The following is a 26,433-nucleotide window of genomic DNA, read 5'->3' as shown; positions in this document are numbered from 1 at the left end:
CTAAGGTTTGGCATTCAGACCACAACTGCTGTGTGGATAAATGACAAAGCTTAGAAGCCATCACACTAGACCAAATATTTAAAAAAGTTAAACGCAAAGAAGGAGCGAACAAGCGCCCCTTCTAAAAATCACCTAAGGTAAATTAGGTGAAACTCTCTTTTCAGCAATAAAGCATAACAACATGCGAAATAGCGAAAACAAAGTAAAATCGAATTAACGACGTAAACCTAATGCGCCGATCAAAGCAACATAACGACCGTGATCTTTACCATTTAAATAGTCAAGTAATTTACGACGTTGGTTTACCATACGAATCAAACCACGACGGCTGTGATGGTCGTGTTTGTGTTCTTTAAAGTGACCTTGCAAATCATTGATTTGAGCACTTAATAAAGCAACTTGTACTTCAGGTGAACCAGTGTCGTTTTCAGCACGAGCAAATTTAGCGATGATCTCTGCGCGATCAGTGTTAGTTAAAGCCATTCGATTTCTCCGAGATGCTTACAAAAATAAAATGATAATGATCAGTTGGAACCAACCGACTGCCGTGCATCACTACAGCAAGTCGCCTATTTTAAGTGATCTATCGCTATATTGCAAAAATGTTTTAACTTCGCTGGCAATTCGGCAGCTGACAGCGTTGTACAAAATAGGCACACTAGCCTGATTCTGTTTTCAATTTATGACAGAGAAGAAAGAAAACGAAAATATTGCGAGGGAATCGTGAAAATTTTATCAACTAATACCTGTTATGTGCCACATGACTTAAATCAAGTGATTCGCAGCAAAGATGAAGTCTCTGCGGAATTGGGTGGCATGAGTGAAACACAGATCCAAAAGATTTGGCACAGTGTGGAAGGAATGTATAAAACGGGGAATTATCCACTCATCACTTTATGTTTACGTCGTCAGGGGAAAATTCTTTTAAACCGCAGTATTGGCTATGCTCAAGGTAATTCCGCAGAAGGCTTGGCGACTGATGCCAAGATAGGGACGCCAGACACGCCCGTCTGTCTGTTTTCAGCCTCTAAAATGGTGACTGCTATGTTGATCCACATGTTGGATGAGCGTGGAGACCTGAATTTACTTGATCCAATCAGCTACTACATTCCTGAATATGGTGTGAATGGTAAACGTCGTGCCACGATTTTTCATTTGCTTTCCCATCGTGGAGGCATTCCTCGTATCGATACCGAAGTCACGCCAGAGCTTTTATTTAATCAAGAAGATATTTTAAAACTACTTTGTGCAGCAAAACCTGTTTCTCCGTCAGGAACACACCTTGCCTACCATGCCGTTACTGCGGGTTATATTTTGGGTGAAATCGTTCAACGTGTGACAGGTCAAAGCGTTCGCGAGTTTTTGGCTGAGCATATTGAAAAGCCAATGGGTTTAGACTATTTCAACTATGGTTTAAAACCTGAGTATCGTGCTGATGTGGCGTTAAACTATGCTACAGGGATTCATCCAAGCTTAGGTACAGACCATTATCTCAATCATGTGCTCGGGGGTGGTTTACAACTTGCAGTCGATGTCACCAACGATACCCGTTTCATGGATACCATTTGTCCTGCTGGAAACATTTACACCAGTGCTGAACAAGTAGGCCGCTTTTTTGAAATGTTGCTCAGCGGCGGCGAATACCAAGGCAAACAGATCATGAGTGCCAAGACAGTCTTCCGTTCTACCCTGCCAACCTCAGGTCTTAGCTTAGATCGAACGCTATTGGCGCCGATGCGCTATGCACTAGGCCCAATGCTGGGCAGTAATCCCGTCGGATTATTTGGCCCAATGACAGGACAAGCATTCGGACATATTGGCTTCTCAAATATTCTATGTTGGGCAGATCCAGAGCGTGATATCAGTGTATCGCTCCTGACCACTGGGAAGTCTGTGGTCGGTACTCATTTACCTGCTTTAGCCAAAACACTTTACCAAATCTCGACCAACTGCCCGAAAATACCCAAAAATCAACGTCGCTCGTTGTTTGCAACAGACCGTACCAAAGCCGATTTAGTATAAGCGTGAAGGCTTAAAAGAAACGCACAAAAAAGCCCAAGTTAAACTTGGGCTTTTGCGCTTGAAACTTCTCATTGTTCTTATATTTTGTTATTTTTTATTGTTTTTTCCTATACCATTCAAACCCTCTGAATGTTCACCCACATCCTTTTCTTTATTGTTGTTTATCTTGCTTTTCCTTCTCTCTATACCGACTATTCTGTCAGATTCAATTGTGGAGAAAAATAGCATTTCTCTTATCTCTGTGTACGAAAAAACGTACAAGTCTGTATAACATTTAACTTAATAATAACAAAAAATTGTCAGACAATAAGATTTATATTTCTTCCTTTTATTTGAACCCAAGGTCAAGCAGAAATACACATACAATAAACAATAGATGAATGTTCACGCATTAAAAAGGTACGATACTGAGTCAATGAATCATAAAGATTTTATAGCGGATAAACGATGAAAATAAAAAAGCCCTGTAGTCTCTCCCAAAACTACAAGGCTTAGCGGCTGTAAATTTCCTCTTTTATCACTTACTTCACTGTAAGTTCGCTGTCATCCGACGTTATTATTATATTTATGCGATTTACCTAGCTTTCCTTGCTAGGCTCTTTGTGTGTACATAATCTCAAAAAGCTTGCGCTTGCTCTAGCGACAATATCTCGAATCCTTGTAAGCTTTTACTTACAAAGCAGTGAATTCTGAAGCATAAGTTCACAATCTGTTCAAATTGATCTTTTGCACTAAACCACTACGACGAACAGTGCGTATCGTCAAAGCCTGCCGTAATGCATTTGAATCAGCCAAAATACTCACAACTTTTTTAGCACGGGTCACCGCGGTATAAATCAACTCCTGACTTAATAATTTCTCTGCTTGTGCATCTAATACAATCGCTGTGTGGGTAAATTCAGAACCTTGAGATTTATGAATGGTTAACGCAAAGGCTGTTTGCATGCTACGTGGTAATCGATGCGCTGCAATCCATTTATTCAAGCTTGGAAAAAATACTTCAAACTGCTGCGCTTGGGTACGGTGTTTAAAACAAATGCCAATATCACCGTTGGAAATTCCAAGCTGATAATCATTATACGTCATCATGACTGGACGTCCGATATACCAATCCCCGACGGCGACCTGTTTAAGCTGCTGGTTTAGCCACTGCTCGGCATAACGATTCAGTTGTTCAATCCCCAACTGTCCATGTCGGACGGCAGTTAAGATTCGATAATCATCAAAAGCATGAATGACAGACTGAATAGAGTCTTCAGATGCATCTGCATATATATAGCCTTTCAAGGCAGCAACATAGCCTTGAAATCCATACATCAATTTTTGTTGATAAGGCTCAATCTCAATACCCTGCTGCTCTGGTAGATATTCCAGTTGAATCTGGTCTGGCATCTCTTCAATTAAGGTGATCGCTTGCAAAGGTGCTGCTTCTACAATGTCATGCGCTAACTTCGACAGTACAAGTTCTGGCTCAGTTGAATTTTGCTCGGCTTGAATAAATCTCGCAAACTGCCCAATCTTGGCTTCTGCAGAAAAACGACGGCTGGTTTGTAATTGGACTCTGTTTTCTGCCAATACCTCGACCTGTTGTAAATCTGCTAAAACTGAACCGACATCGACAGAGGCCAACTGATTGGCATCACCTAACAAAATAATCCGACAGTGCTCAGGTATCGCTTCAAATAATAAAGTTGCTAGATTTAAATCCAACATTGAGGCCTCATCGACCACAATAACGTCATAAGGCAAAGGTTGTTTTGGATTAAACCGTGGAATCTGCCGATTGCCCATGCCCAATAAACGGTGCAAAGTCTGGGTATTTTGATTACGCAACTCATCTGTAATTAAACCTGATTCCAATAATTTTGGATCATTAAATGAGTTCTGTAATGCCTCCTGCATACGTTGTGCGGCCTTGCCTGTGGGTGCTGCCATGGCAATGCGAATATCGGGAATCGTCTGGTTTAAAGCCGCAATGATACGTGCCAAGGTATAGGTCTTCCCCGTACCTGGCCCCCCCGTAATGATGCTCAACCATTGTTGCAACACCATTTTAAGCGCAGCTTGTTGATGTTCATCACTGAGTAAGTTCTGATAATTTTCTGGATTGACAGTTTGAATCGTTTGTCGCTTTAATCGACAAATCTGCTGTGTAAGGCGTTGCTCGAGTTGCCAATATCGGTATAATGCCAAGCCCTGCTGATCATAGACACATGGGGCAACTTGAGTGCTTGCGTTATCACTCGAAATAGCCAAATCAGCCAGTGCTTCGATCTGAGTATGATCCGCTTCTATACAGCTGTCGCCCTGTAAACTGGCTTCAACCAGTTGTTGCAGCACTTGCGCAGCGTTAACTGCTTGAGCAGATTGAGAAAATGGGGCTTGTGCGAGGTAATTACTCCACATATTTAACCAAGTCATTTGTTCTGACTGATGACCGATTTGTTTGTCCACAGAGTTATCCTCACAGTTACCCACACGCTTGTCCACAAGGTTATAAACAGAGTTACCCACAAGCTAAGTTTTTGTTTAATTTAAATTCATACACTTTATCTACACCATTTTCCCAGCATTATGCTCAGAAAAATATCCAAGAATTGCATCTAAGCGCAAGATAAATTCGTCCTCAGGTTTCCAATAGAAACAACCCTGCTGTGCTTGCCCATTCATTCCGCGTAAATACAGATACGATGCGCCTCCCAAATGTTGCTGCATATCGTAATTCTGCAACTTCACCGTCAGATAACGATGCAACGCCACCAAATATAAAGCCGCTTGTAACCAATAACTCGACAGGGACATACTTTCAGCAATCTGAACTGGCTGATAATCCACTTGCTCTGCCCCCAGAAAATTACTCTTATAATCGGCAATATGGTAACGCTGTCCATCGAAGTACACCAAGTCGATCGAACCATTCAGATAACGAGCAGACTTTGCTTCAAGCAGCTCGGGCATTCCGATACCGTACTCTTCAAACAGTTGTTGTACGCGCTGCATGGCCAACACACGATCGGACAAAGCCAAATAGAATGGACACTCTGATAAATATTGCCCTGCCTCTAATTGCTGCAATTGGAAATCTTGATTGAGTGGTGTCATCACTACTTCTTTCAGCCACTCAGCAATCCATTGATAGAGTTGCTGTTCGCTATGCTCCTGCTCTGGAAAATGCTGTTGATACTGTTGCAACAGTTCGAGCCATAAACTTTGATAGGTATTTTTAAAACGACGGCGAATTTCCTCCACCCAAGTTGAGGGCTGTTGGAAATCAATTTGTTCAAAAATTTCATGCAGAAAATTCCCAGCCAAAGTACCTTTGGGGAAATACTGCTTAATCCAGGCAATCGGTTGAGCGACAACAACCTGATCTTGTGCAGAGAAATTTAACTCGTCTTCTGCTTGCTCAAAATCTACATCGATATTGGCCATGCGATCAACACGGTTGGCTTTATGCTTTAAATGTTGCGCCAAATAACTAAAGCTGGTTTTACCACGTGCGTAAAAGCGCTGCGTAGGTAAAGGTTGTGCTGAGACCGCAATGCGCTGCTGCACTTGCTGTGCCTGTAGTGCCTGAGGCCGTTCTAAAATCGGAGCAACCTCAGTACTGTAAGGATGCTGGAAATGGTCACCTTGATTTTTCCAAAATGCCAAGCCAGAAAATTTATTTTTATCCCCCTTTTCTGGTTCAAACACGGCATAGACACGATGACTTGCGCGTGTCAACGCCACATACCACAAACGATTTTGTTCTGCCAAGGCACGTTGCTGATGTTGATCCAGTTCAGTTTGCTGCAAAAAGTTTTTATCTGCCACGGCAACCACACGTTGAGTACGGGTTTGACCTGTCTCAGGTAGTTGGATTTCAGTGGTGGAAAAATTTAAGCTTTTCTGCACTTCAGCAAAGGCTTTATTTGCCCCAAGCAAAAAGACAATTTTAAACTCCAAGCCTTTGGATTGATGAATCGTCATCAACTGTACACCAGCTTCATTCGACAGCTTGTGCTCGAGCTCCCACTCCCGATCGCTAGGTGAATTTAATTGTTTTAAATACCAATGATATAAATTATGACTACCTTGTACCTGCTCACTATGCTGACTCAGCAGATCCGTCAAATGGCGTAAATTGACCACAGCACGCTCATTGTCTTTACTTTGTGCTGCAACCAACTGTTGCCAAATACCAAATTGGTTTAAGCAACGTTGCCATGCTGATAAAAAGCCCTGATTCAGCCACATCTCACGGATGTCATCAAATTGTTGAATATAATGACTCAGCCCTTCTGCACTCTGTTCCAATGCCAGCAATCGGGTTAAATCAAATCCAAATAAACGGCTGAGTAAGGCACGTTTGAGCTTCGCTTCATCATAAGGATGCAACAACGCAGTGAGTAAAGCACCCACATCTTTTGCAATTGCTGAATCAAACACACTGCGTTTGGAAGGGCGATTGACGCGAATCCCCATGCGTTCCAATACATATTGCACTGCATCCAGCTGGCGATGACTGCGGGAAAGTACCGCAATATCCTCTTCATCAATAGTCGTGGCAACATCAGCAGCCAAATACAATTGCTTTAGATACGCCTGATTCAATAAAGTCTGAATCTGCCACGCCACTTGCGTCGCCTGTTCATTGCCTTCTTGTAATTGTAACCAACGTAATGGCGCAGGATTGGATTGGGTATTTTCAATCAAAGCCGGATGAGGTCGTGAACCTGCTTGAATCGGGTCATACATGACCTGCTCACCAAAATCCAGTTGTCGTTGAAACAGCACATCAACCACTTCAACCAATTCTTTTACGGAGCGATGATTATGAATCAGTTTATATTCATGCCCCTGCTTAGACATCACATCTTGATAGGCATTCAAGAAGGTCAACATATCTCCACCGCGGAAGCCATAGATCGCCTGCTTACGGTCACCGACCATGATCATGCAACCTTTTTGATAACGCTGCGGATGCCGCCAAATATTGGCTAACATATCATCTTGATCTTGGTTCGTATCCTGAAACTCATCGACTAAAATCAATGGATAGCGAGCCTGTACAAACACAGCAAAACGCTGTCCTTGCTCTCCTTTTAAAGCATCAGACAAGGTTTTGATTTGCTGAGAAAAGGTGGTTTCACCCTTTTGCTGTAGCACTTGTGGCAAGCGCTTCTTTACTTCAATACACAAATAAGCTTTTAGATAAACCTGTAGCTGCTCAAACGCTTGCTGTGTGCGCTGTAAGGATTGAAACAACGATTGCAATTGCAATATTGTCGCATGCTGATAAAAACCTTCGGCAATGTCAGCAGGACATTTCTTAAAAATCTTTTGGTTTTCGAGCTTTTCTAAAAACTTAAATACCGCATCACGTGCATCGGCAAAATAAGCATCAAAAAACTGTACATTCTCTGTGCTTTCAAGTGCCTTTAACAATAGTGGTAGCGATTCTGTAAACAGTTTATGGAAGGCATGATTACGAAAAGAAGCACCATTGATATGTGGGTAATAGATACCGTCTAACTGAAAATATTCAGCCAAGGTATTCAGTTCAATCCCTTGTGCTTGCTGCTGCCATTGCTGTAATTGTGCCAACTCAATTTCAGGCATAGCAGGTAATTTAAACTGGGCTGAACTAAAGTTCAGTGAGCTTTCCACCATCCCAACAAAATGATCTACACTTTTCAGCCCACCCACGCTATACAGTGCATCAATGACTTGCTGCGGCTGGGTTTGAATCCATTCACGCAACACATCATGAATCAATTGGCGAGTATAACTTTTAGCATCATCTGTAATTTCGGTCCGTTCGATTTTGCCACTTTCAAAAGCAAACTCTCGCAATAGCTTTTGGCTAAAACTATCCAGTGTCCCTACAAACAACTCATCTAACTGATCAATCACCAGTTTAAGACGTTCACAAGCATAGGCAATCCGCGGTGCGAAATTTTGTAAAACCTGTTGTTTTAACGGATCGGACTCTTGTAACGCCTGTGTTTGAATATCCTGTTCCAGCACATCACGAAAGGGTTCTAAATACTCAAGTATCTCGACCAAACGCAAGCGAATACGACTTTTAAGTTCTGCGGCAGCTGCTCGGGTAAAAGTCGTGGCAATGACCTGATTGGGCAGATATTTTTCTAAAAAAATCCGCACCATCAAACTCGATAATGTGTAGGTTTTACCCGTCCCCGCAGAGGCTTCAATTAAATGTAAACCTTCAAACTGAATATCAAGAATGGGCTGATAAGACACTGGATATTGTGAACTCATGTCTTACTCCACCCGTAAAAATTCAAAAATTGGTTGATACAAGGCATAAGAATAATGATCACATGCAAATTGTAATAAGGCGGCTGCATCTTGCTCTTGCAAAATAAACTGCCAATCACGATGCAATTTACAAGCTTCATTTTGGGTCATATCAAAACCAGAGAAATCTCCGGTATCGTTCCAGTCCTTGAAAATTTGCTTCTGGCTCTCTTCCGCTAAAACATAATCTTTATCGTGTTCAACCCATTCATAGCGCTTGGCTTTTTCCAATGGTTTTAACAACAATGCAGCAGGTAAGACCACGGGTTGCTGTTGTGCTGTATACCAAAGCTGTAACCATGCTTGCAGATATGCCTGTGCCTGCTGCGAACTGAGTCCTTCACAAATCACGGTTTGATCACTAAATACCACAATACGGCGCTGCTCCGTTGCGGTGTCGTTATTCAATATCACTAACCACAACAGATATTCCAGCCAGACTTTGGCTAAGCGTTTAGCGCGCGCACTAGAGGGGTCCAAACTGACCCAATCTTGTGTTAACTGTTTAGGCGTGACACAGCCGATTTGTAAATGTTTAGATACACGCCAAACTCGTTGTGTGGTTTCCGTTGGCGCAGCGGCATATTGCTGTAGACGTTCTTGCAAACGCTGCTGTTCTAAACGACTTTGCTGCCATGCACTTTGTTGAACTTTTCCAACAGGCAGTTGATCTTGCAAGATGCTCGGTGATACCGCCTCATCATGCTGCTGTAAAAAATGGCGAATGGCATATTTACCTAAACCATCCAACAGTAAGGGTTCATTTTGATCGACCAGCTCAGTTGCTGTTAAATTTTCAACCCCCAATGTTTTTAAGTACAACCGTGCAGGGAAAGTAACATCCTGAATCCATTGCTGGCTGCCCAAAATGGTCATTTCATTCCGTTCAACAGGATAGGCCGTATTGGCCCATGCCTGCCGTTCGCCTTTCACTTGCTGAATCTGTGACGCCACTTTAAACCATTGATCCTGATATCGAACCGGACGATCGGCAACAAAACCTAAGGGATCAAATGGCTGTAGCCGATGCAGATAATAAAGCGGGTAAAGCTGTGGTGGGATTTGCAATGCCTCGAATTCACCTAAATCCTCTAGCGCTAAAGCAGAATTTTCATCATTTTGGCTTGATGAAGATTTTACAATCAAAGCCAAGTGATCACGGAAGCCTTGCAACACACTGGATGGCTCTCTGACCTCACCATCATTGATATCAAAACCATTATAAAACAACCACACTTGTTCCTGCGCCAGCAAGATTGCGTCTAAAAATGCACCCTGATCATCTTCCAGACGGGAACGGTCACCCAATTGTTGCCGCAATGCATCCATCAAATCAAAAGGAATATGACTGTCCCGATTCGGGAATTTACCTGTATCTAAACTCAACAACACAATCAGACGATACGGAATTGGACGAATCTGCCCAATCTGGCTAAAGGTAATTTGTCCCGTTGGTTCAACTTGTGCCGACTGGTTTTCTAGCGTTCGTTGGATCTCTTCGATGATATAAGGCAAAGGTAAGGAAATTTGACGTAACTGCGTTTCGGCATCGTCATAATAGCTGGCCAAAGTCAGCATACGTTCTTGTTTTTGGATAATTTCACGTACTGCTTTTAAGGCAACCACATCGGCTTGTTCAAACTCAAGTACATCATCTTTGATTCGTTTTAACCATGCTTCAACCGCTAGACGCTGGCCTTGTTCATGTGCGATCAGCCAGTCTCGTCGAGTAGATAAGTCATGATAAATCTGAATCAAAATTCCGATCAATTCAAAATCGCTGGGCTGCACCAATGCATAGCTCAAGGTATTTTCTACCATCGCATGTGCAGGTACCGCTATGCCGAGAGCCAAACGGTCTAAAGCAAATTTAAAGCTATAACGGTAGTCTTGATCCTCTGCACTTAAACTATGTTTTAAATGTTCTGCATCCAAACCACGCTTAAACCCAGCATCATTGAGCAATTCCAATATTCGTTGTGTCTGCGTGTAATCCACAGCATAACGTTGCTGCGTTGCCGCCAGATTGAGCCAATCTGCAAATTCATCTGGGATAAATCGACCTTGCGTCAGTTGCAGACGCCCAAGTACTGCACGCCAAGCATTTAAAGCATCTAACTGTGCTACGCCTGCAATTTTAACGGGTAAAAAGACTTCATGCTCGTTTGCCACCGCAGGAAAAACACTGCGAATTGAAGGCTCCAGCTCGGCCAGGTTGGGCGTTAAAATCAAAATATCGCTTGGGCGGCGAGGTATCAAATCAGTTTCAGCCAACCAATGTAGCAACTGCTCCTTTAAAACTTCGAGCTGACGAATACTGGAGTGGCAAACATGAATCTGAATCGACCGATCTTCAGGCGCAAGTTCATATTGTTGCTGTTGAGGTTCTGCCAAATAAAAAATATCTGACTGGATTTTACCCAGTAAAGTGTCAGGGAAATAATCCTCAAAAGCATCGACCCATTTCCCCTCTTCACCTGTTGCCAGTTGTGACAGCAACGAGAAATGGTCACGTGCCTGTTTCCCCAAACGCGTCAGCAAGGGATGGCGAGATTCACGATTTAAGGCATTAAAACCGAGACTAAAATTTTCAAAGAATGCGGCAATTTCAGCATCACTGGCATGCGGATGTTTAACCAGAAAGCGCTCTTTTACCCCTAAGTCATAGCGTTTTTTCCAGAGTGGATCGACACTGTCCGCCCAATATTCTTGTGAGGGGTTGTAGTGCAGAATCACCACATCTAAATATTGTCCCAAACGCCGTAAAAATTGCAGTTGGCTCGGTGGTAAATCCAAAATCGTAAATACGACCACCTGATTCGGGAGTTGTGCCAATGCTTTCTGACGTGTCTGTTCACTGTCTAGAAGCTGCCAGAAATCGGCATCAATTGCTTGTATTTCTAAAAAATCATCATGGAAATAGTTTTGCCAAAGCCAACGCTGCCAAGCCTCCAGCTGTTGAGTCTGATTTAAGGTAAATGCTGAGGTTTCTTGATCTGTTTTAGAAATGAGTTGTTCAATATCTAAAGCACGATTTTGCCCCCAAGCCGATAACCAGTTGCCTGTACATGTGCAATGATTTTGGCAAGCTCGCTGACAATGGCCACGGTAAATCATGTAGTTATTGAAAAGTTGTGAAACCTGCTCCGCGATCCAATACAACATGCTCTGCTTTTTAAGCTGCTTTTCTGTGCCTCGTTGTAATTGGTCTGCACTGTCATAAATGCGTTGTACGATTGAATATAACGGGTGATCTAAGGCAAGTGTATTCTGGTCCGCTTGTATAAAAGGCTGCAATGCTTGATGAATGCGCCATTTTAAAATCAAATGGGGAATATTGGCTTTACGCACTTGCTCTTTGTTTTCCACTACCTGTTGATAGGCATACCACTGAAAACCACGAATGCGTTGATGAAATTGATAATTGGCCGTCATGCCTTGCTGTTCAGCAATTCTCTGCGTCAACCATTGTTCTTGCGCAGGACTTGGTACAATAAAATGCTGGGTCTTAAACACCTGAAATGCAGAGTTACTCGGCTGAGTGATTGATGCCATCACACCTTGTAATAATACGTCAAGGCGTTGACTTTGAATAACATGAATCCCCATGCGTTAATGTAACCTCATCAATAATACAGCAGACTGTTGCACGAAATCGTACACAATCATCACTATACAACTTCAGATCACTATGTCACGCTAAACACACAAGGAAATAAAAAAATTGTTTTGAATTTCACCATTCCATACGATTGAATGTACTATCGAGGGATAGACTTTAGGTATAACTTTATGAAAATTGATAATATTCCTGAATCCATTAATCCAAACTTAAACTTGGAACAGATTCGCGATGAGTGTCTGGAACTCGCTAAAAAGCGTGCCTATTGGTCAGCAGGCGCAGCAATTGTCCCGATTCCATTTTTTGATGTAGTTGTTGATTTAGGCATGCTGACTCAAGTCATTCCAGATATTAATGCGCGTTTCGGTTTAGCGCCTGAGCACATTAGTGTTTATGACCCTGAAACCAAAAAGATTCACTGGGATGAATTGCGCAAACGCGGTTTTGAATTCTCAGGCTTTGTGGTGGCACGTACCGCAATGAAAGCATCTTTTAATGGCTTTTTCACTAAAATTGCCACCAAACAAGTGACCAAGTTTATCCCTTTAGGTGGGCAACTTGTTGCCGCTAGTCTGGGATACTTCATGATGCGTAAAATTACTGAAGCGCATGTGCAAGATTGTTACAACCTTGCAAAACGCATTCAAAAGAAGACCGTTTCAACTTATTAAATAGAAAGAAAATAGTCAGTTCATCTCAAGCTGCTTGTTGCATCACTGTAAAATCTCGACCTTTACAGTGATGCAACAGATCAATAAAAAAACCACACAAATACGTTAATATTCACTTAATTTTTTAAGCTTCCATAAAGATTGTATTTTTAATCTCCACATCTCGATGATAAACAGATGATGGAGCGTCGTTGTGCAAAATAGCCAATCACCTTCTCGTGTCCGTGCAATTTTTAACGTGACCAGCGGGAACTTTCTTGAACAATACGACTTCTTCCTGTTTGGACTCTATGCACAAGCCATAGGCCAAACTTTTTTCCATTCAGACAGTAGCTATGCTGCGCTGATGAAAACATTTCTCGTGTTTGCAGTCAGTTTTCTCATGCGCCCAATCGGTGCGCTGGTACTCGGTCCTTATGTTGATCGTATTGGTCGTCGCCGTGGTCTGATGGTGACCTTAAGCATCATGGCCTTCGGTTCATTAATCATTGCATTCACACCCAGTTATGCCAGTATTGGCTTTGCAGCGACTGTTCTGATTTTTGTAGGGCGTCTTGCGCAAGGCTTCTCCGCGGGTGTTGAGCTTGGCGGTGTTTCGGTTTATTTAGCAGAAATTGCTGAACCGCATAATCGTGGTTTTATTACCAGTTGGCAATCGGCAAGTCAGCAGGTTGCTGTCATTTTTGCAGCTGTCTTGGGTTATATCGTCAGTGTGGTGTTTACCAAAGCGCAAGTTGATGCTTGGGCATGGCGTATTCCCTTCTTTGTTGGCTGTGCCATCATTCCCTTTATTTTCTGGCTACGTAAATCTTTGGTTGAAACAGAAGCCTTCGCCTCTCGCAAAGAGCATCCAAGCACTCGACAAATTCTCAGTACATTAGCAACCAACTGGAAAATTGTGTTGGCAGGTGTATGTATGGTTGCAACCACCACCACCATGTTCTATTTCATTACCGTCTACACGCCAACCTACGGTAAAGAAGTGCTGCATTTAACGCGTACCGAAAGTTTGATCGCCACCATTATGGTCGGTCTCAGTAACTTTATTTTGTTACCCATTGGCGGACATCTTTCCGATAAATTTGGCCGTAAACCACTTTTAATCACGACAACTTTATTGATCTTTATCAGTGCCTATCCGCTGCTGACTTGGCTGACACATACCATTAGCCTGTCGCACATGCTGATGGTGCTCTTGTGGTTCTCATTGCTGTATAGCTTTTATAATGGTGCGTTGGTGGTTTCTCTGGCTGAAATGATGCCGAGCTCAGTACGTATTGCAGGATTCTCAGTAGCCTATAGTTTCGCTACATCTATTTTTGGTGGACTAACACCCATGATCGCGACCTATCTGGTACAAAGCTCTGGAAATAAGAGCATGCCTGCATTCTGGCTGATGTTTGCCGCCATCACCAGCTTAATTGCGACCTTAATCGTATTCCGACAACATCGCAGCTATAGCACACAATTGGCAAATAACCATTAACCTAGGCAATGACAAACAGAAGGCGGATTAATCCGCCTTCAACTGTTTTAAGATCGCTTTGAGCACTTCAATCCGAGCTAAATATTTATCATCGGTTGCAATCACATACCAAGGCGCATAGTCAGTATTGGTTCTTTCAAACATATCCGCTGCCGCCTTGAGATAATCATCCCATTTATCCCGATTACGCCAATCTTCTTCAGTAATCTTAAAGCGTTTATGAGGCGTTTTTTCCCGTGCTTTAAAGCGTAAGGCTTGTTCATCCTTGCTAATCGCTAGCCAGATTTTCACAATGACCGTTTGGCTATCCACCAAATTTTCTTCAAAACGGTTAATTTCGCTATAGGCCCGCTGCCATTCGACCGTCGAGGCAAAACCTTCAATCCGTTCAACCAATACACGTCCATACCAAGTGCGGTCAAAAATCGCAATCTTGCCACTATCATTCAGCTTGCTCCAGAAACGCCATAAATAAGGACGGCGTAACTCATAACGCTCAGGTGCGGCAATGGTGTGAATTTCATATTCTCTTGGATCGAGTTTTTTGACGATGCGCTTGATCGCTCCACCTTTGCCAGCTGCGTCCATCCCTTCAAAAGCAATCACCACTTTACGTTCATCATAGCGCAACTTATCCGCTACTTTTTTGGTGAGCTTACTCAGCTCTTCCTTATAATCTTCTTTTTCTAAGCCTGCTTTTTCAGGTTCAAGCAACGCTTTTGGTATTGCGGCTTGCTGCCATTTTTGCGTGACTTTGGTTTGATGCTCAGGCAACTCTTGCAAGGTTTGCAATAGATATTGTGCGAAACATTGATCACGCAGTTTTTCATCTTCACCATCAATCACAAACCAATCATCGGTAAAGCGCTGACTCAAGCTTTGCAAAGTATCGTACTGTTTTTTATTGCGCCAATCCAAACCATGTAATTTATGCCAACGCTGCTCAGAAGCATCGATTTGATCTAAACGCTTTTGCAGTGATTTCCATGATAAATCAAACCATACTTTGACAATATGTACATGATTATTTTGCAGATCATGTTCAAAAGCTCGCATTTGTTCCACATAGCCATCAAACAGATTCTCATCTAAAGGCTTGGACACATGCATGGCAGTGGTTAAAAGATCGCTATACCAATTACCAAACATCACCACAATTTGTCCTTCGGCTGGAATAAATCGGGTGTAGGACTGCCAAAACGTTTGGCTATTGGATAACAATTGCGGCGCATCAGCTTTAACCCGTAAATAACGTGGATCTAGCCATTCTCTTAATTGTTTGACGGCTTCGCCCTTACCAGCCAACTCGATCCCGCTCACCAAAACCAAAACACTTTTAGCATTTTTTTTATCTCGGCTATTCTTTAAAGCATATTGTGCTTCAATCAGCTCTAGCGAAAGTTCATCTTCGTCTCGTAATTCAAATATCGGTTGTTGTTTACTCATGTTTTGCTCTAAACGGCTCATTATTCAAATTTTAAAAGAGTATAGTCAAAACCAAGGCTTACTTCAGAAAAACCCGTGTACAATTTCTGTAGATTCCTATAGGCAAATGGTTATAGTGACCAATTATTAAACATTTAGAGTTTATGCTGTCATGGTTCTCCGTTATGATGCAGCCTATGATTTTATGGTTTTATTCTAATTAAGTTTATTTATGTCAAAACTCACTGCCTTTGATGATTTACTAATCCAATACAAAGCTCTTAATTATCATAATAATGCTGTGCTTGAACAACGCTTACACGAAGTTCAAACATGGATGAAAGCACGTATTGCACACACCCACGAAGAATTTTTTGCACGTCCTGAAAACCAATTGATGGCAGAATATTTTCTGAAACGCTTGTATGGCGGACCAGATTTCGATGCGTTGGCACAGCAAATCGAGCGCTTACTTAAATTTGCGCATAAAGTAGAAAGTTTTGTACCCGAAAATGGTATCAAGACAGGGACTAAGTCTGTCAGTCTTGCTGTGCTTGCGACACAATTAGATGAGCAAGTTGCTGAACAGCTCCTCGCAGACTACCCTGCTGATACCCCACTTACAGATGAGATCATGCGCCAGACCTTGGTTAAACTCGATCAAGGTGAAGCACGTTATGAGCAGTTACGTTTGCTTGATGAACTCGGTGTTACGCTGGATAAATATATGCGCTCAACCATGATGTATGCGACCTTTAAAATGTGTAAAGGCCTAGCGCATAAATATCACTTTGATGGCATGTATCAATTCATCCAAGAAGGTTTCGCTGCCATGAAACCGATGAAGTCTGCTGCAACCTTTATCAAAACCTTTACTGAAAAAGAGCGTGAAATTATTGATCGAGTTCATGCAGGACACCCAAATCCATTCCGGGACTAAGGCTAAGCCGATTTCTCTGCAACCTTAACGCTGGTGGTTGCAGAGAAAAATGAGTCTTTTCAAATCTTAAGAAAAATTAAAACACTTTTGAGAAAGTGACTTTCTGTATATTATTCATAACAATTGCATGCGAAAGCCTGTAAAAAAATACAAAATCTGTCATCATGCTTGCTGATTCGTGCCGCTAGAGCGAAAGTTTAGGAGAAAACTATGTCTAACGAAAACCAACAGCCTACCCCAGAAGTTGAGCAAAACCCAAGTTCAGACAAAGTCAGCCCTTTCTTAAACACGCCCCTTCCACAAGGCACACCACAAGGTCAGCAGCAGCCAATCCAACAAGGTGCAGCACAGACCTCAACAGCTTCAATCCCAAAATATAACTTGCCGCGCGGCGCTAATACCGGCAATGTTGGTGCAACCACTCACTTTGGTTACCAAACCGTGAGTAGTGATGATAAAGCACAAAAAGTTGCAGAAGTTTTCCATTCGGTTGCCAGCAAATACGACATCATGAATGATCTGATGTCATTCGGTATCCATCGTATCTGGAAACGTTTTGCCATTAATATGTCAGGTGTTCGTCGTGGACAACACGTGCTTGATATCGCTGGTGGTACAGGTGATTTGGCGAAAGTATTTAGTCGTGAAGTTGGGCCTCAAGGTCATGTCGTTCTATCCGACATCAACGAATCAATGTTAAATGTCGGCCGTGATCGTCTGATTGATGCAGGCTGCACCAACGTTGATTTCATCCTTGCCAATGCTGAAACTTTAGAGCCATTTGCAGACAACAGTTTTGATTTAGTCACCATCAGCTTTGGCTTACGTAATGTGACCGATAAAGATGCTGCGTTACAAGCCATGTACCGCGTACTTAAGCCAGGCGGTCGCTTATTGATTCTTGAGTTCTCTAAGCCAGTGTTTGAGCCATTCTCAAAATTGTATGACTTTTATTCATTCACCGCATTGCCGATCATGGGCAAACTGGTTGCCAATGACGCTGAAAGCTACAAATACCTTGCTGAATCGATTCGTATGCACCCAGACCAGCGTACCCTAAAAGGGATGATGGAAAATGCAGGTTTTCAAAGCTGTGACTACCACAACTTAACAGGTGGTATCGTTGCTGTTCACCGTGGATTCAAACTTTAAGGTTTAAGATATGTGGTCGATTTTAGCACTCGGTGCAGTCGAACGTATCATTCATCATGTGATTGATTTGGATGCGATTACTCGCATTCAAATCAATCAGTTACAAGGTCAATTATTACGTGTTGTGATCGATAGTCCACAACTCTCAGTTGATGTTTTTTTTGATGAAAATAGAGTTCGTCTAGAACCGACCGTGACGGGACAAAGTCAAAGCCCTTCTATTTTTGAACAACGCCCTTTTGATCCTCAGCATAAACTTACGGATGCCACTGCAACCTTACATGTTGAAAATACCGTTGAGCTGGTTAAATTACTGCTCAGTGATATGGATCAAATTGGCAATATCCCATTGCAAGGTGATTATCACTTATTGCAGGATATTCAAAAAATTATGCAACAAGCTGAGCCAGATCTTGCGGCACATTTATCTCCTTGGATTGGCCCACAGCTGGCACATGAGTTGGGTAAAATTCAACTTGCACCGAAGCAGTTGAAACGCTCACTACAAAGCCATTTATTTTTTGTTGAAGATGCTTTAAAAGAAGATAGTGGTTTATTTGCTCCACGTTGGCAAATGGACGATCTCAATCGAGAGACGCGTCAACTCAATCAAGAAATTGACCGCCTAGAGGCCAAGCTTCAGCAGCTCAATGCTCAATTCAACCCACAAAAGCACTCCACTCAAGACTAGGTAAGACTTTATATGATTCCGCATGTTACACGGTTACTCGAACTCTGGCGTATTGCAGCACACTATCGCCTTGACACCTTGTTCCCTGCGGAAGAATTACCAGTAAAAGCACGTCATGCGTTAAACCTGATTAAAATGCATCCTGCGGCTTGGTCGAGTCGTGAGAAAAAGAATCCACTTAAGCTAAAAGAAGCTTTAGAGGATATGGGGCCATTAGCGATTAAGCTTGGTCAATTGTTGTCTACACGTCGTGATTTAATTCCACCCGAAGTCTTAACACAACTGGTGTTATTGCAAGATCGCGTCAAACCGTATGACACACAGTTAGCCAAACAGCGCATTCAAGAATCACTTAAGGCAGATGTATCAACCCTATTCTCGCGCTTTGATGAGCAACCGCTTGCCGCAGCTTCAATTGCTCAAGTGCATACAGCGGCTTTGCATGATGGCCGTGAAGTGGTGGTTAAAGTCACTCGCCCCGATATTCGCAGTCAAATTTTACAAGACTTTGAAATTCTGGCTTGGCTTGGCGATTGGTTGGAAAATCGCTTAGAAGCAGCACGTGCCTTACATTTAGCAGAGATTATTCAAGACTATCGTCAAATCATCTTAAATGAACTTGATTTGAGTCTTGAAGCAGACAACACCCGTCGTATGCGTCACTACTTTACTGGTTCAAGCATGATGTACGTGCCTGAAGTCTATATGGACAGTAAAGATGTGATGGTGGCTGAACGCATTACAGGCGTACCGATTTCGGATATCGCCACCTTTGATCGTTTAGGCATGGATCGTGCAGATCTTGCAGAAAAAGGCTTGACCATTTTCTTCACCCAAGTGTTTCGCGACAACTTCTTCCATGCGGATATGCACCCAGGCAATGTCTTTGTTGAAACCATTAACCCAAGCAATCCACGCTTTATTGCGTTGGACTGTGCCATTATGGGTGAATTGTCTAAGCACGATCAAATGACGATTGCGCGGATGCTACTGGCAGTGATGAACAGTAACTTCATGCAACTGATTCAAATTGTGCATCAGGCAGGCTGGATTCCACCAGGTACAGATCAAGATGCCTTATCGCGCGAAATGCGCCGCACCGTTGGTCCGATGGTCTCAAAACCGATGGATCAACTAGATTTTGCGGGTATCTTGATTCAAGTCATGGATATTGCCCGTCGTTTCCATCTGGAAATCCCACCGCAATTGATGTTGTTACTCAAAACACTGGTACATGTTGAAGGATTAGGAACAGATCTGTATCCGCAACTGGACATCTGGAAACTGGCAAAGCCGATCCTAACCGAATGGGTCAAAGCCAATATGAACCCCGTCAAGAATGTTAAAGAGCTTGGACAACAAATTCCAGACTTGCTACTTGGCGCACAAGATATTCCAGGTTTACTGATCGACAGCCTCAACGGTTTAAAGAATCAGTCTGCATGGCATGACAAACAATTGCGTGAAATTCAGCAAATGCGTTTGCAAATGCAGCAACAGCAACGTCGTAGCTGGATGTTTGGCAGTACTATGTTGATTTTACTCACGATTGCCATTATCACACCTTGGTTTATCTCTATTGTGTTGATTGTGCTAAGTAGTCTGTTAGCATTTTGGCGAATCGTGAAATAAGTTCCTCCGCTTTGCATAGAAGGCTGTATTTATAAATACAGCCTTTCTTTTTTAAACCATTTCAATTCAAATCCTCATTAGAAATTCAACTCATTGTTATACTTTGGGAAAGTTTTAAAACCAACTTAGGCCATTCTTACTCAAAAGCTTCTCATCCTTTAATAGATATACGATCATGCATCCCTGTGCGACGTGCCACAGCAAGATACTCAGGTGAATCAACACATATTTTAAAGGAAGAGAACATGAGTTTAAGAAATAGTATTTATAACTATGGCTCGATTGCAAAATGGCTGCATTGGACAACGGCATTACTGTTTTTATGTGCTTATTGCAGTGTCTATTACCGACAGTGGTTTACCGAAAAAGGCACACCTGAGAACTGGACGGCATTGCAACTTCACCTTTCCGTCGGCATCAGTATTGCCGTATTGATTACACTTCGAATTATATGGCGTCTGAGTAACCCACAACCCCAATTAGAACCTGCCAGCCCAGTTGCGGCATTTGCAGCCCATGCAGGGCATTTTGCCCTATATGCCATTATGGTCATTGCACCATTAACAGGCTATTTGGGCACAAGCGTAAATACCGAGTTCTTTTTCTTATTTGAGATTCCCAAATTTGAGCACACCAGTCTGTTTCAAAACTTGATTGCCCAAGGCCTAGGATTAAGCTTCGAGCAGTTCGAGGTACCCATTGATTTTATACATAAACAAATCCTTGGAAAATGGCTCATCTGGATGTTAATCCTCGGGCATGCAGGCGCAGCGCTGTATCACCACTTTATAAAAAAAGATCGTACGCTCATCAAGATGACCACGGGGCAAGATCAACCCAAATAAACCGATCCACAGCTTAAAGATGTGCCGAAAATTTTCTTTTTTTAAAAATCTTTCAGATCAGTTAAGATGCTGCTTGAGCAAATTCAATAAAGACTTTAAAAGAACAAACAATGAGAACACTAGATTTTGCCATTATTGGTGCAGGCACGGCAGGACTCGCAACTGCAATTCTACTTGCACGAGCAGGCCATCGGGTTACGATTTTTGAACAGGTCGATGAGCTTTCCCCTGTGGGTGCAGGTTTATTGCTTCAACCTGCTGGCTTAGCTGTATTTGAACATCTGGGTGTACTCGATCAGGCCTTAAAACTGGGCGCCAAAGTCACAGGACTGGAAGGACAATTGCCAGACAAGCGCCTGTTGGTAAATAGTCACTACCATCAGGCAGGCAGCAAGCTCTATGGTCTCGGAATTCACCGCGCCACTTTATGCCATGTGCTGACCCAAAAGCTTCAAGAATATTCCAGTCATCTCACTTGGCATATGAGTCATACGGTTGATCGTATTCAAGAAAATACAAATGAAGTGCGATTATTCGGCACACACCAGCAACAAAGTTTTGATACCAGCTTCGATGCCGTACTGATTGCCAATGGTGCACGTAGCCAATTACGCCCTCCAGCATGGGTAAAAGTCGACCAAGCCTATCCTTGGGGAGCAGCTTGGAGCATCGTGCCTGAATGTTTAAGTTTAAATCCTGAAATTCTGCATCAATTTTATGATCGCTCCAAAATCATGATGGGTGTGCTACCTACTGGTGCGATCCCGACTGCGCCTCAGCAACGCCTTTCTAGCGTGTTCTGGAGTCTGCCGACCACACAACTGCAATCATTTTTAAAAGATGAATCTGCAAAACAGCAATGGTTAACGCAAGTGGCTGATCGTTGGCCCGATGTCGCAGAATGGTTGAAACAGCTATTATCGAATCAACAGAATCAACCACAATGGCTATCCGCTCAATATCGTGATGTGGTGATGTCTCAATTTGGACAAGGGAGAATCGGTGTCATCGGTGATGCCGCCCATGCCATGAGTCCACAATTGGGACAAGGCGCCAATATGGCCTTGTTGGATGCTTGGGCTTTTTCACAGTCATTACAAGCAGCCAAGCAAAATCAGCAAATTGACTGGTCGACACTGTGGCAGCATTACCATCAACATCGTCGTTCGTCGACCCAGTTTTATCAATTTTTAAGTCGCCTACTCACACCTCTGTATCAATCTGATCATTGGTGGGCAGGTGGTTTACGTGACTTGACCTTTCCGTGGATGTATCAAATCCCCTATTTCCGTAAAGAAATGGCAATCACCATTTCGGGTTTAAAAACAGGACTATTTCAACAACTCGATTATCAGCACGTGGCGCAATATAATCAAAGCGGCAATACATTCAGCACCAAAACCGAATCTCTACCTGAATATGAATAAGAGCAGTAATATATGAAAATTAGTCACTTAGATCATCTAGTTTTGACTGTTGCCGATATTGAAATGACTTGCCAGTTTTATCAGTCTGCGCTGAATTTTGAAGTTATTCGCTTTGCTGAGGGCCGTAAAGGGCTACGATTTGGCACTCAAAAAATTAACCTGCATCAAGTGGGTAAAGAGTTTGAACCCAAAGCCCTACAGCCAACAGCGGGTTCTGCGGATTTGTGTTTTATTGCGGAAACACCACTCAATGAAGTGATTGCACATCTTCAAGCTCAGCAGATTGAAATCATTGAAGGACCTATTGAAAGAACGGGAGCAATGGGAAAAATTCTATCGATTTATTTACGTGATCCAGATCAAAACCTGATTGAAATCTCGAACTATGTTTAATGTGCTCTCCTTGATTTTTTACCCAACAAGCATAGCCAACCCTTGCCACAACCGCTAAACTACCTGCTCTCCACTCAATGGATTTTCACTCATGTCAAACTGGTTAGATGAAGTTAAATTTGATTCCAATGGTCTCGTTCCTGCCATTGCGCAACATCATCAAACTGGTCGAGTGTTAATGGTTGCGTGGATGAATCGTGAAGCATTACAACTGACTGCTGAAAAAAATCAAGCGGTGTATTACTCACGCTCACGCCAAAAGCTTTGGCATAAAGGTGAAGAATCCGGACATTTCCAAACCGTTCATGAAATTCGCCTGGATTGCGATGCCGATGTCATCATTCTACAAATTGAACAGCACGGTGGTATCGCCTGCCATACAGGTCGCGAGTCTTGCTTCTATCGCAAACTTACTCCTCAAGGCTGGGAAATTGTTGATGCCCAACTGAAAGATCCTACAGCTATTTATGGTGCATCGGCAAAAACCGAAGCACACGATCACGGTCAAAATGAGCAAGTGGATGTGCTCAGCTATTTAGGTCGCTTAATGCAAGAGCGTAAAACGGCTGAATCGGATAGTTCTTACATCGCCAGCTTGTATAAAAAAGGCATCAATAAAATTTTAGAAAAAGTCGGTGAAGAAAGTGTCGAAAGCATTATTGCGGCGAAAGATTATGCCGTACTTGCTTCACTGGAAAATAAACATGATCTTATTTATGAAGTCGCAGACTTGTGGTTCCACAGTATTGTCATGTTGGGTTACTTCGATCTTGACCCGCAAGTAGTACTGGACGAACTTGCACGTCGTCAAGGTTTATCAGGTTTAGTTGAAAAAGCTAACCGCAGTAAAGAAGCGTAAGCAGAGCCTGTGTCAAATATAGAAAAACCCAAAGCCACCTATGAGCAAGCCATTGCAATAGACAATGCCCGTTTAGGTCAATCCTTTAAAGTGATTGCATATGCTGGCACAGGTAAAACCACAACACTGCAAATGATCAGCGATGCCATGCCTGAACGGCGTGGCATGTACTTGGCCTTTAACAAAGCCATTGCTTCTGAAGCGCAAAATAAATTCCACAGCAATGTGAATTGTCGAACCTTCCACTCGCTTGCATTTCGCAGTGCACCACGTGGCGTGACCGACAAATTACGCTTACCGCGCTTAAGTCCAAGTTTTATCGCGAAAGAATATCGCCTCGAACCTATTACGCTACGTCGCCTTATGGGTGGACGTTACGAAAAATACGTGCTAATGCCGAGTCGTTTGGCTAGCTTAGTTGCCAATGCAGTGAGCTACTTCTGTTCAACCAGTTCACAGTACCCAGCTCCTCGCCATATTCAGGCACCGAGTTGGTTACATCTGGATGATATTGAAGCCTTACAACAGCACCTTTATCCTGCTGTAGAACGACGTTGGCTTGAATCCATTGATCCAAACCATCAAGCCGGTATCGGACACGATATCTACTTAAAGCTTTGGGCTTTATCTGAACCGAATATTCCTGCCGATTATGTGCTGTTTGATGAGGCACAGGATGCCGATCCACTCATGCTTGGTATTTTGCTGCGTCAGAAAAGCACCCAAGTCATTTATGTCGGTGATGCACACCAGCAAATTTACGCATGGCGTGGTGCAATCAATGCCATGCAGCAAATGCCATTGCCTGAAAGTCGTTTAACCACCTCTTTCCGTTTTGGTGATGCAATTGCAGATGTCGCTAACAGCTTGCTTGGTGCATTAAACGAAACTGTGCCCCTACTTGGCAATCCAAACCAAAAATCAAGTGTGGTGAATAAACCGCATACCAAGATGCGCGATGCAATTCTGTGTCGAACCAACGCTCGAGCAATGGAATTATTACTTTCAGGTCTGGTCAATGGGGATAAGGTCGGTTTACAAGCTGATCAGCAGAAACTGAGTCGTTTTGTCGATGCTGCAAGTTTATTGAAACAAGGTAAACGGATTACCGATGTTCCTGAGTTGGCGTGGTTTAACTCTTGGCATGATGTACATGAATATTGTGAAACCAATGATGGTAGTGATATCAAGCCCTTGGTTAAACTGGTTGACGATCATGGAACCGATCCACTGAAGAAAGCACTGGCAAAAATCACTCCAATTGAACAGGCCGATTATGTGATTTCAACTGCACACAAGGCCAAAGGCTTGGAATGGAATCGTGTGCATATCGAAGACGATTACCAATTTAAAATAAATGGGCTAGAACATAAAATTACAGATGAAGAGTTAAGATTACTTTACGTAGCCTGCACGCGTGCTAAAGTAAGTTTAAATATTCATCATCTATACGACTTAATACAACAATTAAAACGGTGCGCCCCCTCAAGTCTTCGTCAGTCCGCAGGTTAAAGCGCTTATGATTGAGGTCAGCTTATGCAACTTGAATCGGTTCTCTTTAAACACATCGGGATGTTTCGGGATTTAAATCTCGAATTTCAACCTGAGCAATATCCTATTACTCTGATTTTGGGTGATCAAGCCACAGGCAAAAGCACCATTTTAAAAAATATCTATCAAAGCCTGACTTGGTTTTCTGCACGCTATAAGGATATTCGTACTGCGGGTGTGGTGATTGCCGATCAAGATATTATGCTGAATCGCTTACAGGCAAAAATTCAAATTCAGGTTCGTATGAGCAGCGAACTGAGTGGCACTTTGACTGAAAGTAGTTCATCACAACAAACCGATACTCAGACCTGTGCATGGAAACTCTATAAAACATTTAACAGTCAAGGCGTTGGAATTAGCCAAGTTGAGACCCAACAGCTTGACCAAATGGTTACGCTGTATCAAAAAACAGGGCTGCAAGATCCCCTATTTGGACTGCCACTGATTGCCTACTATCCTGCCGAACGTTTTGTCCAAGACATCAATTTGCAAAGTAAAAATACCCCAGGGACACTGCAGGAAATTTCGGCCTACGATTTAAGCGCTGTACCCTATACGACGTTTGCCCGTTTTTTTGAGTGGCTGCGTGAAATCAGCGATGTTGAAAATGCCCATTCAGCCCATATCGTTAGGCGCTTGATGGGCAATGATTTTAATCAACAAAATCAATCTGAAGTACTGCAAGAATTACAGCAGGAATTGGTCAACCACCCCAAACAGTTGTCTGCACCGAATCTTTATGCCTTAAAAAATAGCCTGCATACCGTTTTTCCTGAATTAAACGATATTTACATTCAGTATGTTCCAAAGCTGCAATTGATGGTGCGCTACCAAGAGCAGTTGATTCCATTTCAGCAACTCTCGGCCTCACTCAAAGCATGGATTGCTCTGATTGGGGACATTAGCCGTCGACTGTGCTTATTGAATCAGCATTGTTTTGATCCCTGTTTAGAGGGAGAAGGTATTTTGATGATTGATCAAATTGACCATCAACTCGATCAAAATAACTGTGCTGAAATTCTCGAACGTTTACATCAAGCATTTCCTCGCCTGCAAATCATTGCCACGGGTAATCGCGACGCACTGCTCGAACATGCTGTGAATTATCAATGTCTAAAACTCGATCAAAAAGGTGTCTATCAACTCAATTTAGAAGCATCTCAACAGCAGCTTTCAGATTTATATCATGAACTAACCAAAACTGAAGCCACTGATTCAGCTCAAACCCAAACCTTACTGCAATCTGATCTTTTAACACATAAAGTGGATGATTTATTTCAGCAAATTCAGGAATTAAACGAACAAGAAAAGAGCGACTTACTCAACCTACTCAAGATTGATGACACACCTCAAGAAAGCCCTTTATGAAAGATTAGATAGAGCGAATATTGAAATGTTTTCAATAAATTAT

18 protein-coding genes are annotated in these 26,433 nt (G+C 42.7%); 13 read left to right on the top strand and 5 right to left on the bottom strand.

The genetic code is table 11. The features are described 5' to 3' along the window. Positions 1-213 precede the first annotated feature (213 nt). Positions 214-483 carry a 30S ribosomal protein S15 gene (gene rpsO, locus MMO42_RS11285; RefSeq protein WP_005154935.1) on the bottom strand — a complete coding sequence of 90 codons (270 nt, stop codon included), beginning with the start codon at positions 481-483 and terminating at the stop codon, positions 214-216. Positions 484-723: 240 nt separating this feature from the next. Between rpsO and MMO42_RS11280 the strand changes: the two genes are divergently transcribed. After that, the gene (locus tag MMO42_RS11280; protein ID WP_241320590.1) at positions 724-2,022 is read left to right on the top strand and encodes a beta-lactamase family protein; all 1,299 of its coding nucleotides are present in this window, start codon (positions 724-726) and stop codon (positions 2,020-2,022) included. Positions 2,023-2,724: 702 nt separating this feature from the next. Here MMO42_RS11280 and recD read toward each other — a convergent pair. The 3 genes from recD to MMO42_RS11265 form a co-directional block, all read right to left on the bottom strand. Further along, positions 2,725-4,476, bottom strand: a complete 1,752-nt coding sequence (recD, locus tag MMO42_RS11275) for an exodeoxyribonuclease V subunit alpha (RefSeq protein WP_241320589.1) — start codon at positions 4,474-4,476, stop codon at positions 2,725-2,727. Positions 4,477-4,575: 99 nt separating this feature from the next. Next, entirely contained in the window at positions 4,576-8,289 is a 3,714-nt protein-coding gene (locus MMO42_RS11270) for a UvrD-helicase domain-containing protein (protein WP_241320588.1), read from the bottom strand. Positions 8,290-8,292: 3 nt separating this feature from the next. Beyond that, positions 8,293-11,937 (bottom strand): exodeoxyribonuclease V subunit gamma, encoded by a 3,645-nt coding sequence (locus tag MMO42_RS11265; RefSeq protein WP_241320587.1) that lies wholly within the window; start codon positions 11,935-11,937, stop codon positions 8,293-8,295. 183 nt (positions 11,938-12,120) lie between these two features. Between MMO42_RS11265 and MMO42_RS11260 the strand changes: the two genes are divergently transcribed. Next, positions 12,121-12,621, top strand: a complete 501-nt coding sequence (locus MMO42_RS11260; RefSeq protein ID WP_241320586.1) for a hypothetical protein — start codon at positions 12,121-12,123, stop codon at positions 12,619-12,621. Positions 12,622-12,814: 193 nt separating this feature from the next. Next, positions 12,815-14,107 (top strand): MFS transporter, encoded by a 1,293-nt coding sequence (locus MMO42_RS11255; RefSeq protein ID WP_241320585.1) that lies wholly within the window; start codon positions 12,815-12,817, stop codon positions 14,105-14,107. A 27-nt stretch (positions 14,108-14,134) separates the two neighbouring features. Here the strand turns inward: MMO42_RS11255 and MMO42_RS11250 are convergent, their stop codons facing one another. Then, positions 14,135-15,553 carry a phosphate--AMP phosphotransferase gene (locus MMO42_RS11250; RefSeq protein ID WP_241320584.1) on the bottom strand — a complete coding sequence of 473 codons (1,419 nt, stop codon included), beginning with the start codon at positions 15,551-15,553 and terminating at the stop codon, positions 14,135-14,137. Between the two features lie 211 nt (positions 15,554-15,764). Between MMO42_RS11250 and MMO42_RS11245 the strand changes: the two genes are divergently transcribed. The 10 genes from MMO42_RS11245 (at position 15,765) to MMO42_RS11200 (ending at position 26,390) form a co-directional block, all read left to right on the top strand. Next, positions 15,765-16,472, top strand: coding sequence for a hypothetical protein (locus tag MMO42_RS11245; protein ID WP_241320583.1), 708 nt, complete (start codon positions 15,765-15,767; stop codon positions 16,470-16,472). 210 nt (positions 16,473-16,682) lie between these two features. After that, entirely contained in the window at positions 16,683-17,624 is a 942-nt protein-coding gene (ubiE, locus tag MMO42_RS11240) for a bifunctional demethylmenaquinone methyltransferase/2-methoxy-6-polyprenyl-1,4-benzoquinol methylase UbiE (RefSeq protein ID WP_241320582.1), read from the top strand. Positions 17,625-17,634: 10 nt separating this feature from the next. Continuing rightward, on the top strand, positions 17,635-18,315 hold the full coding sequence (locus MMO42_RS11235) for a hypothetical protein (RefSeq protein WP_241320581.1): 681 nt from the start codon (positions 17,635-17,637) through the stop codon (positions 18,313-18,315). A gap of 12 nt (positions 18,316-18,327) precedes the next feature. Beyond that, the gene (locus tag MMO42_RS11230; RefSeq protein WP_241320580.1) at positions 18,328-19,947 is read left to right on the top strand and encodes an AarF/UbiB family protein; all 1,620 of its coding nucleotides are present in this window, start codon (positions 18,328-18,330) and stop codon (positions 19,945-19,947) included. Between the two features lie 245 nt (positions 19,948-20,192). Beyond that, on the top strand, positions 20,193-20,792 hold the full coding sequence (locus tag MMO42_RS11225) for a cytochrome b (protein WP_241320579.1): 600 nt from the start codon (positions 20,193-20,195) through the stop codon (positions 20,790-20,792). 110 nt (positions 20,793-20,902) lie between these two features. Continuing rightward, the gene (locus tag MMO42_RS11220) at positions 20,903-22,219 is read left to right on the top strand and encodes an NAD(P)/FAD-dependent oxidoreductase (protein WP_241320578.1); all 1,317 of its coding nucleotides are present in this window, start codon (positions 20,903-20,905) and stop codon (positions 22,217-22,219) included. A gap of 12 nt (positions 22,220-22,231) precedes the next feature. Beyond that, positions 22,232-22,612 (top strand): VOC family protein, encoded by a 381-nt coding sequence (locus MMO42_RS11215; protein WP_241320577.1) that lies wholly within the window; start codon positions 22,232-22,234, stop codon positions 22,610-22,612. 91 nt (positions 22,613-22,703) lie between these two features. Beyond that, positions 22,704-23,471: a bifunctional phosphoribosyl-AMP cyclohydrolase/phosphoribosyl-ATP diphosphatase HisIE gene (gene hisIE / locus MMO42_RS11210; protein ID WP_005154918.1), complete on the top strand. Its 768-nt coding sequence runs from the start codon at positions 22,704-22,706 to the stop codon at positions 23,469-23,471. 9 nt (positions 23,472-23,480) lie between these two features. Continuing rightward, entirely contained in the window at positions 23,481-24,983 is a 1,503-nt protein-coding gene (locus tag MMO42_RS11205) for a UvrD-helicase domain-containing protein (RefSeq protein ID WP_005154916.1), read from the top strand. Positions 24,984-25,007: 24 nt separating this feature from the next. Continuing rightward, positions 25,008-26,390: an AAA family ATPase gene (locus MMO42_RS11200; RefSeq protein WP_241320576.1), complete on the top strand. Its 1,383-nt coding sequence runs from the start codon at positions 25,008-25,010 to the stop codon at positions 26,388-26,390. Positions 26,391-26,433 lie beyond the last annotated feature (43 nt).

This window comes from Acinetobacter sp. ANC 3882 (assembly GCF_022549545.1).
Lineage (GTDB): Bacteria > Pseudomonadota > Gammaproteobacteria > Pseudomonadales > Moraxellaceae > Acinetobacter.
This window is presented reverse-complemented; position numbering and strand designations above follow the sequence as displayed.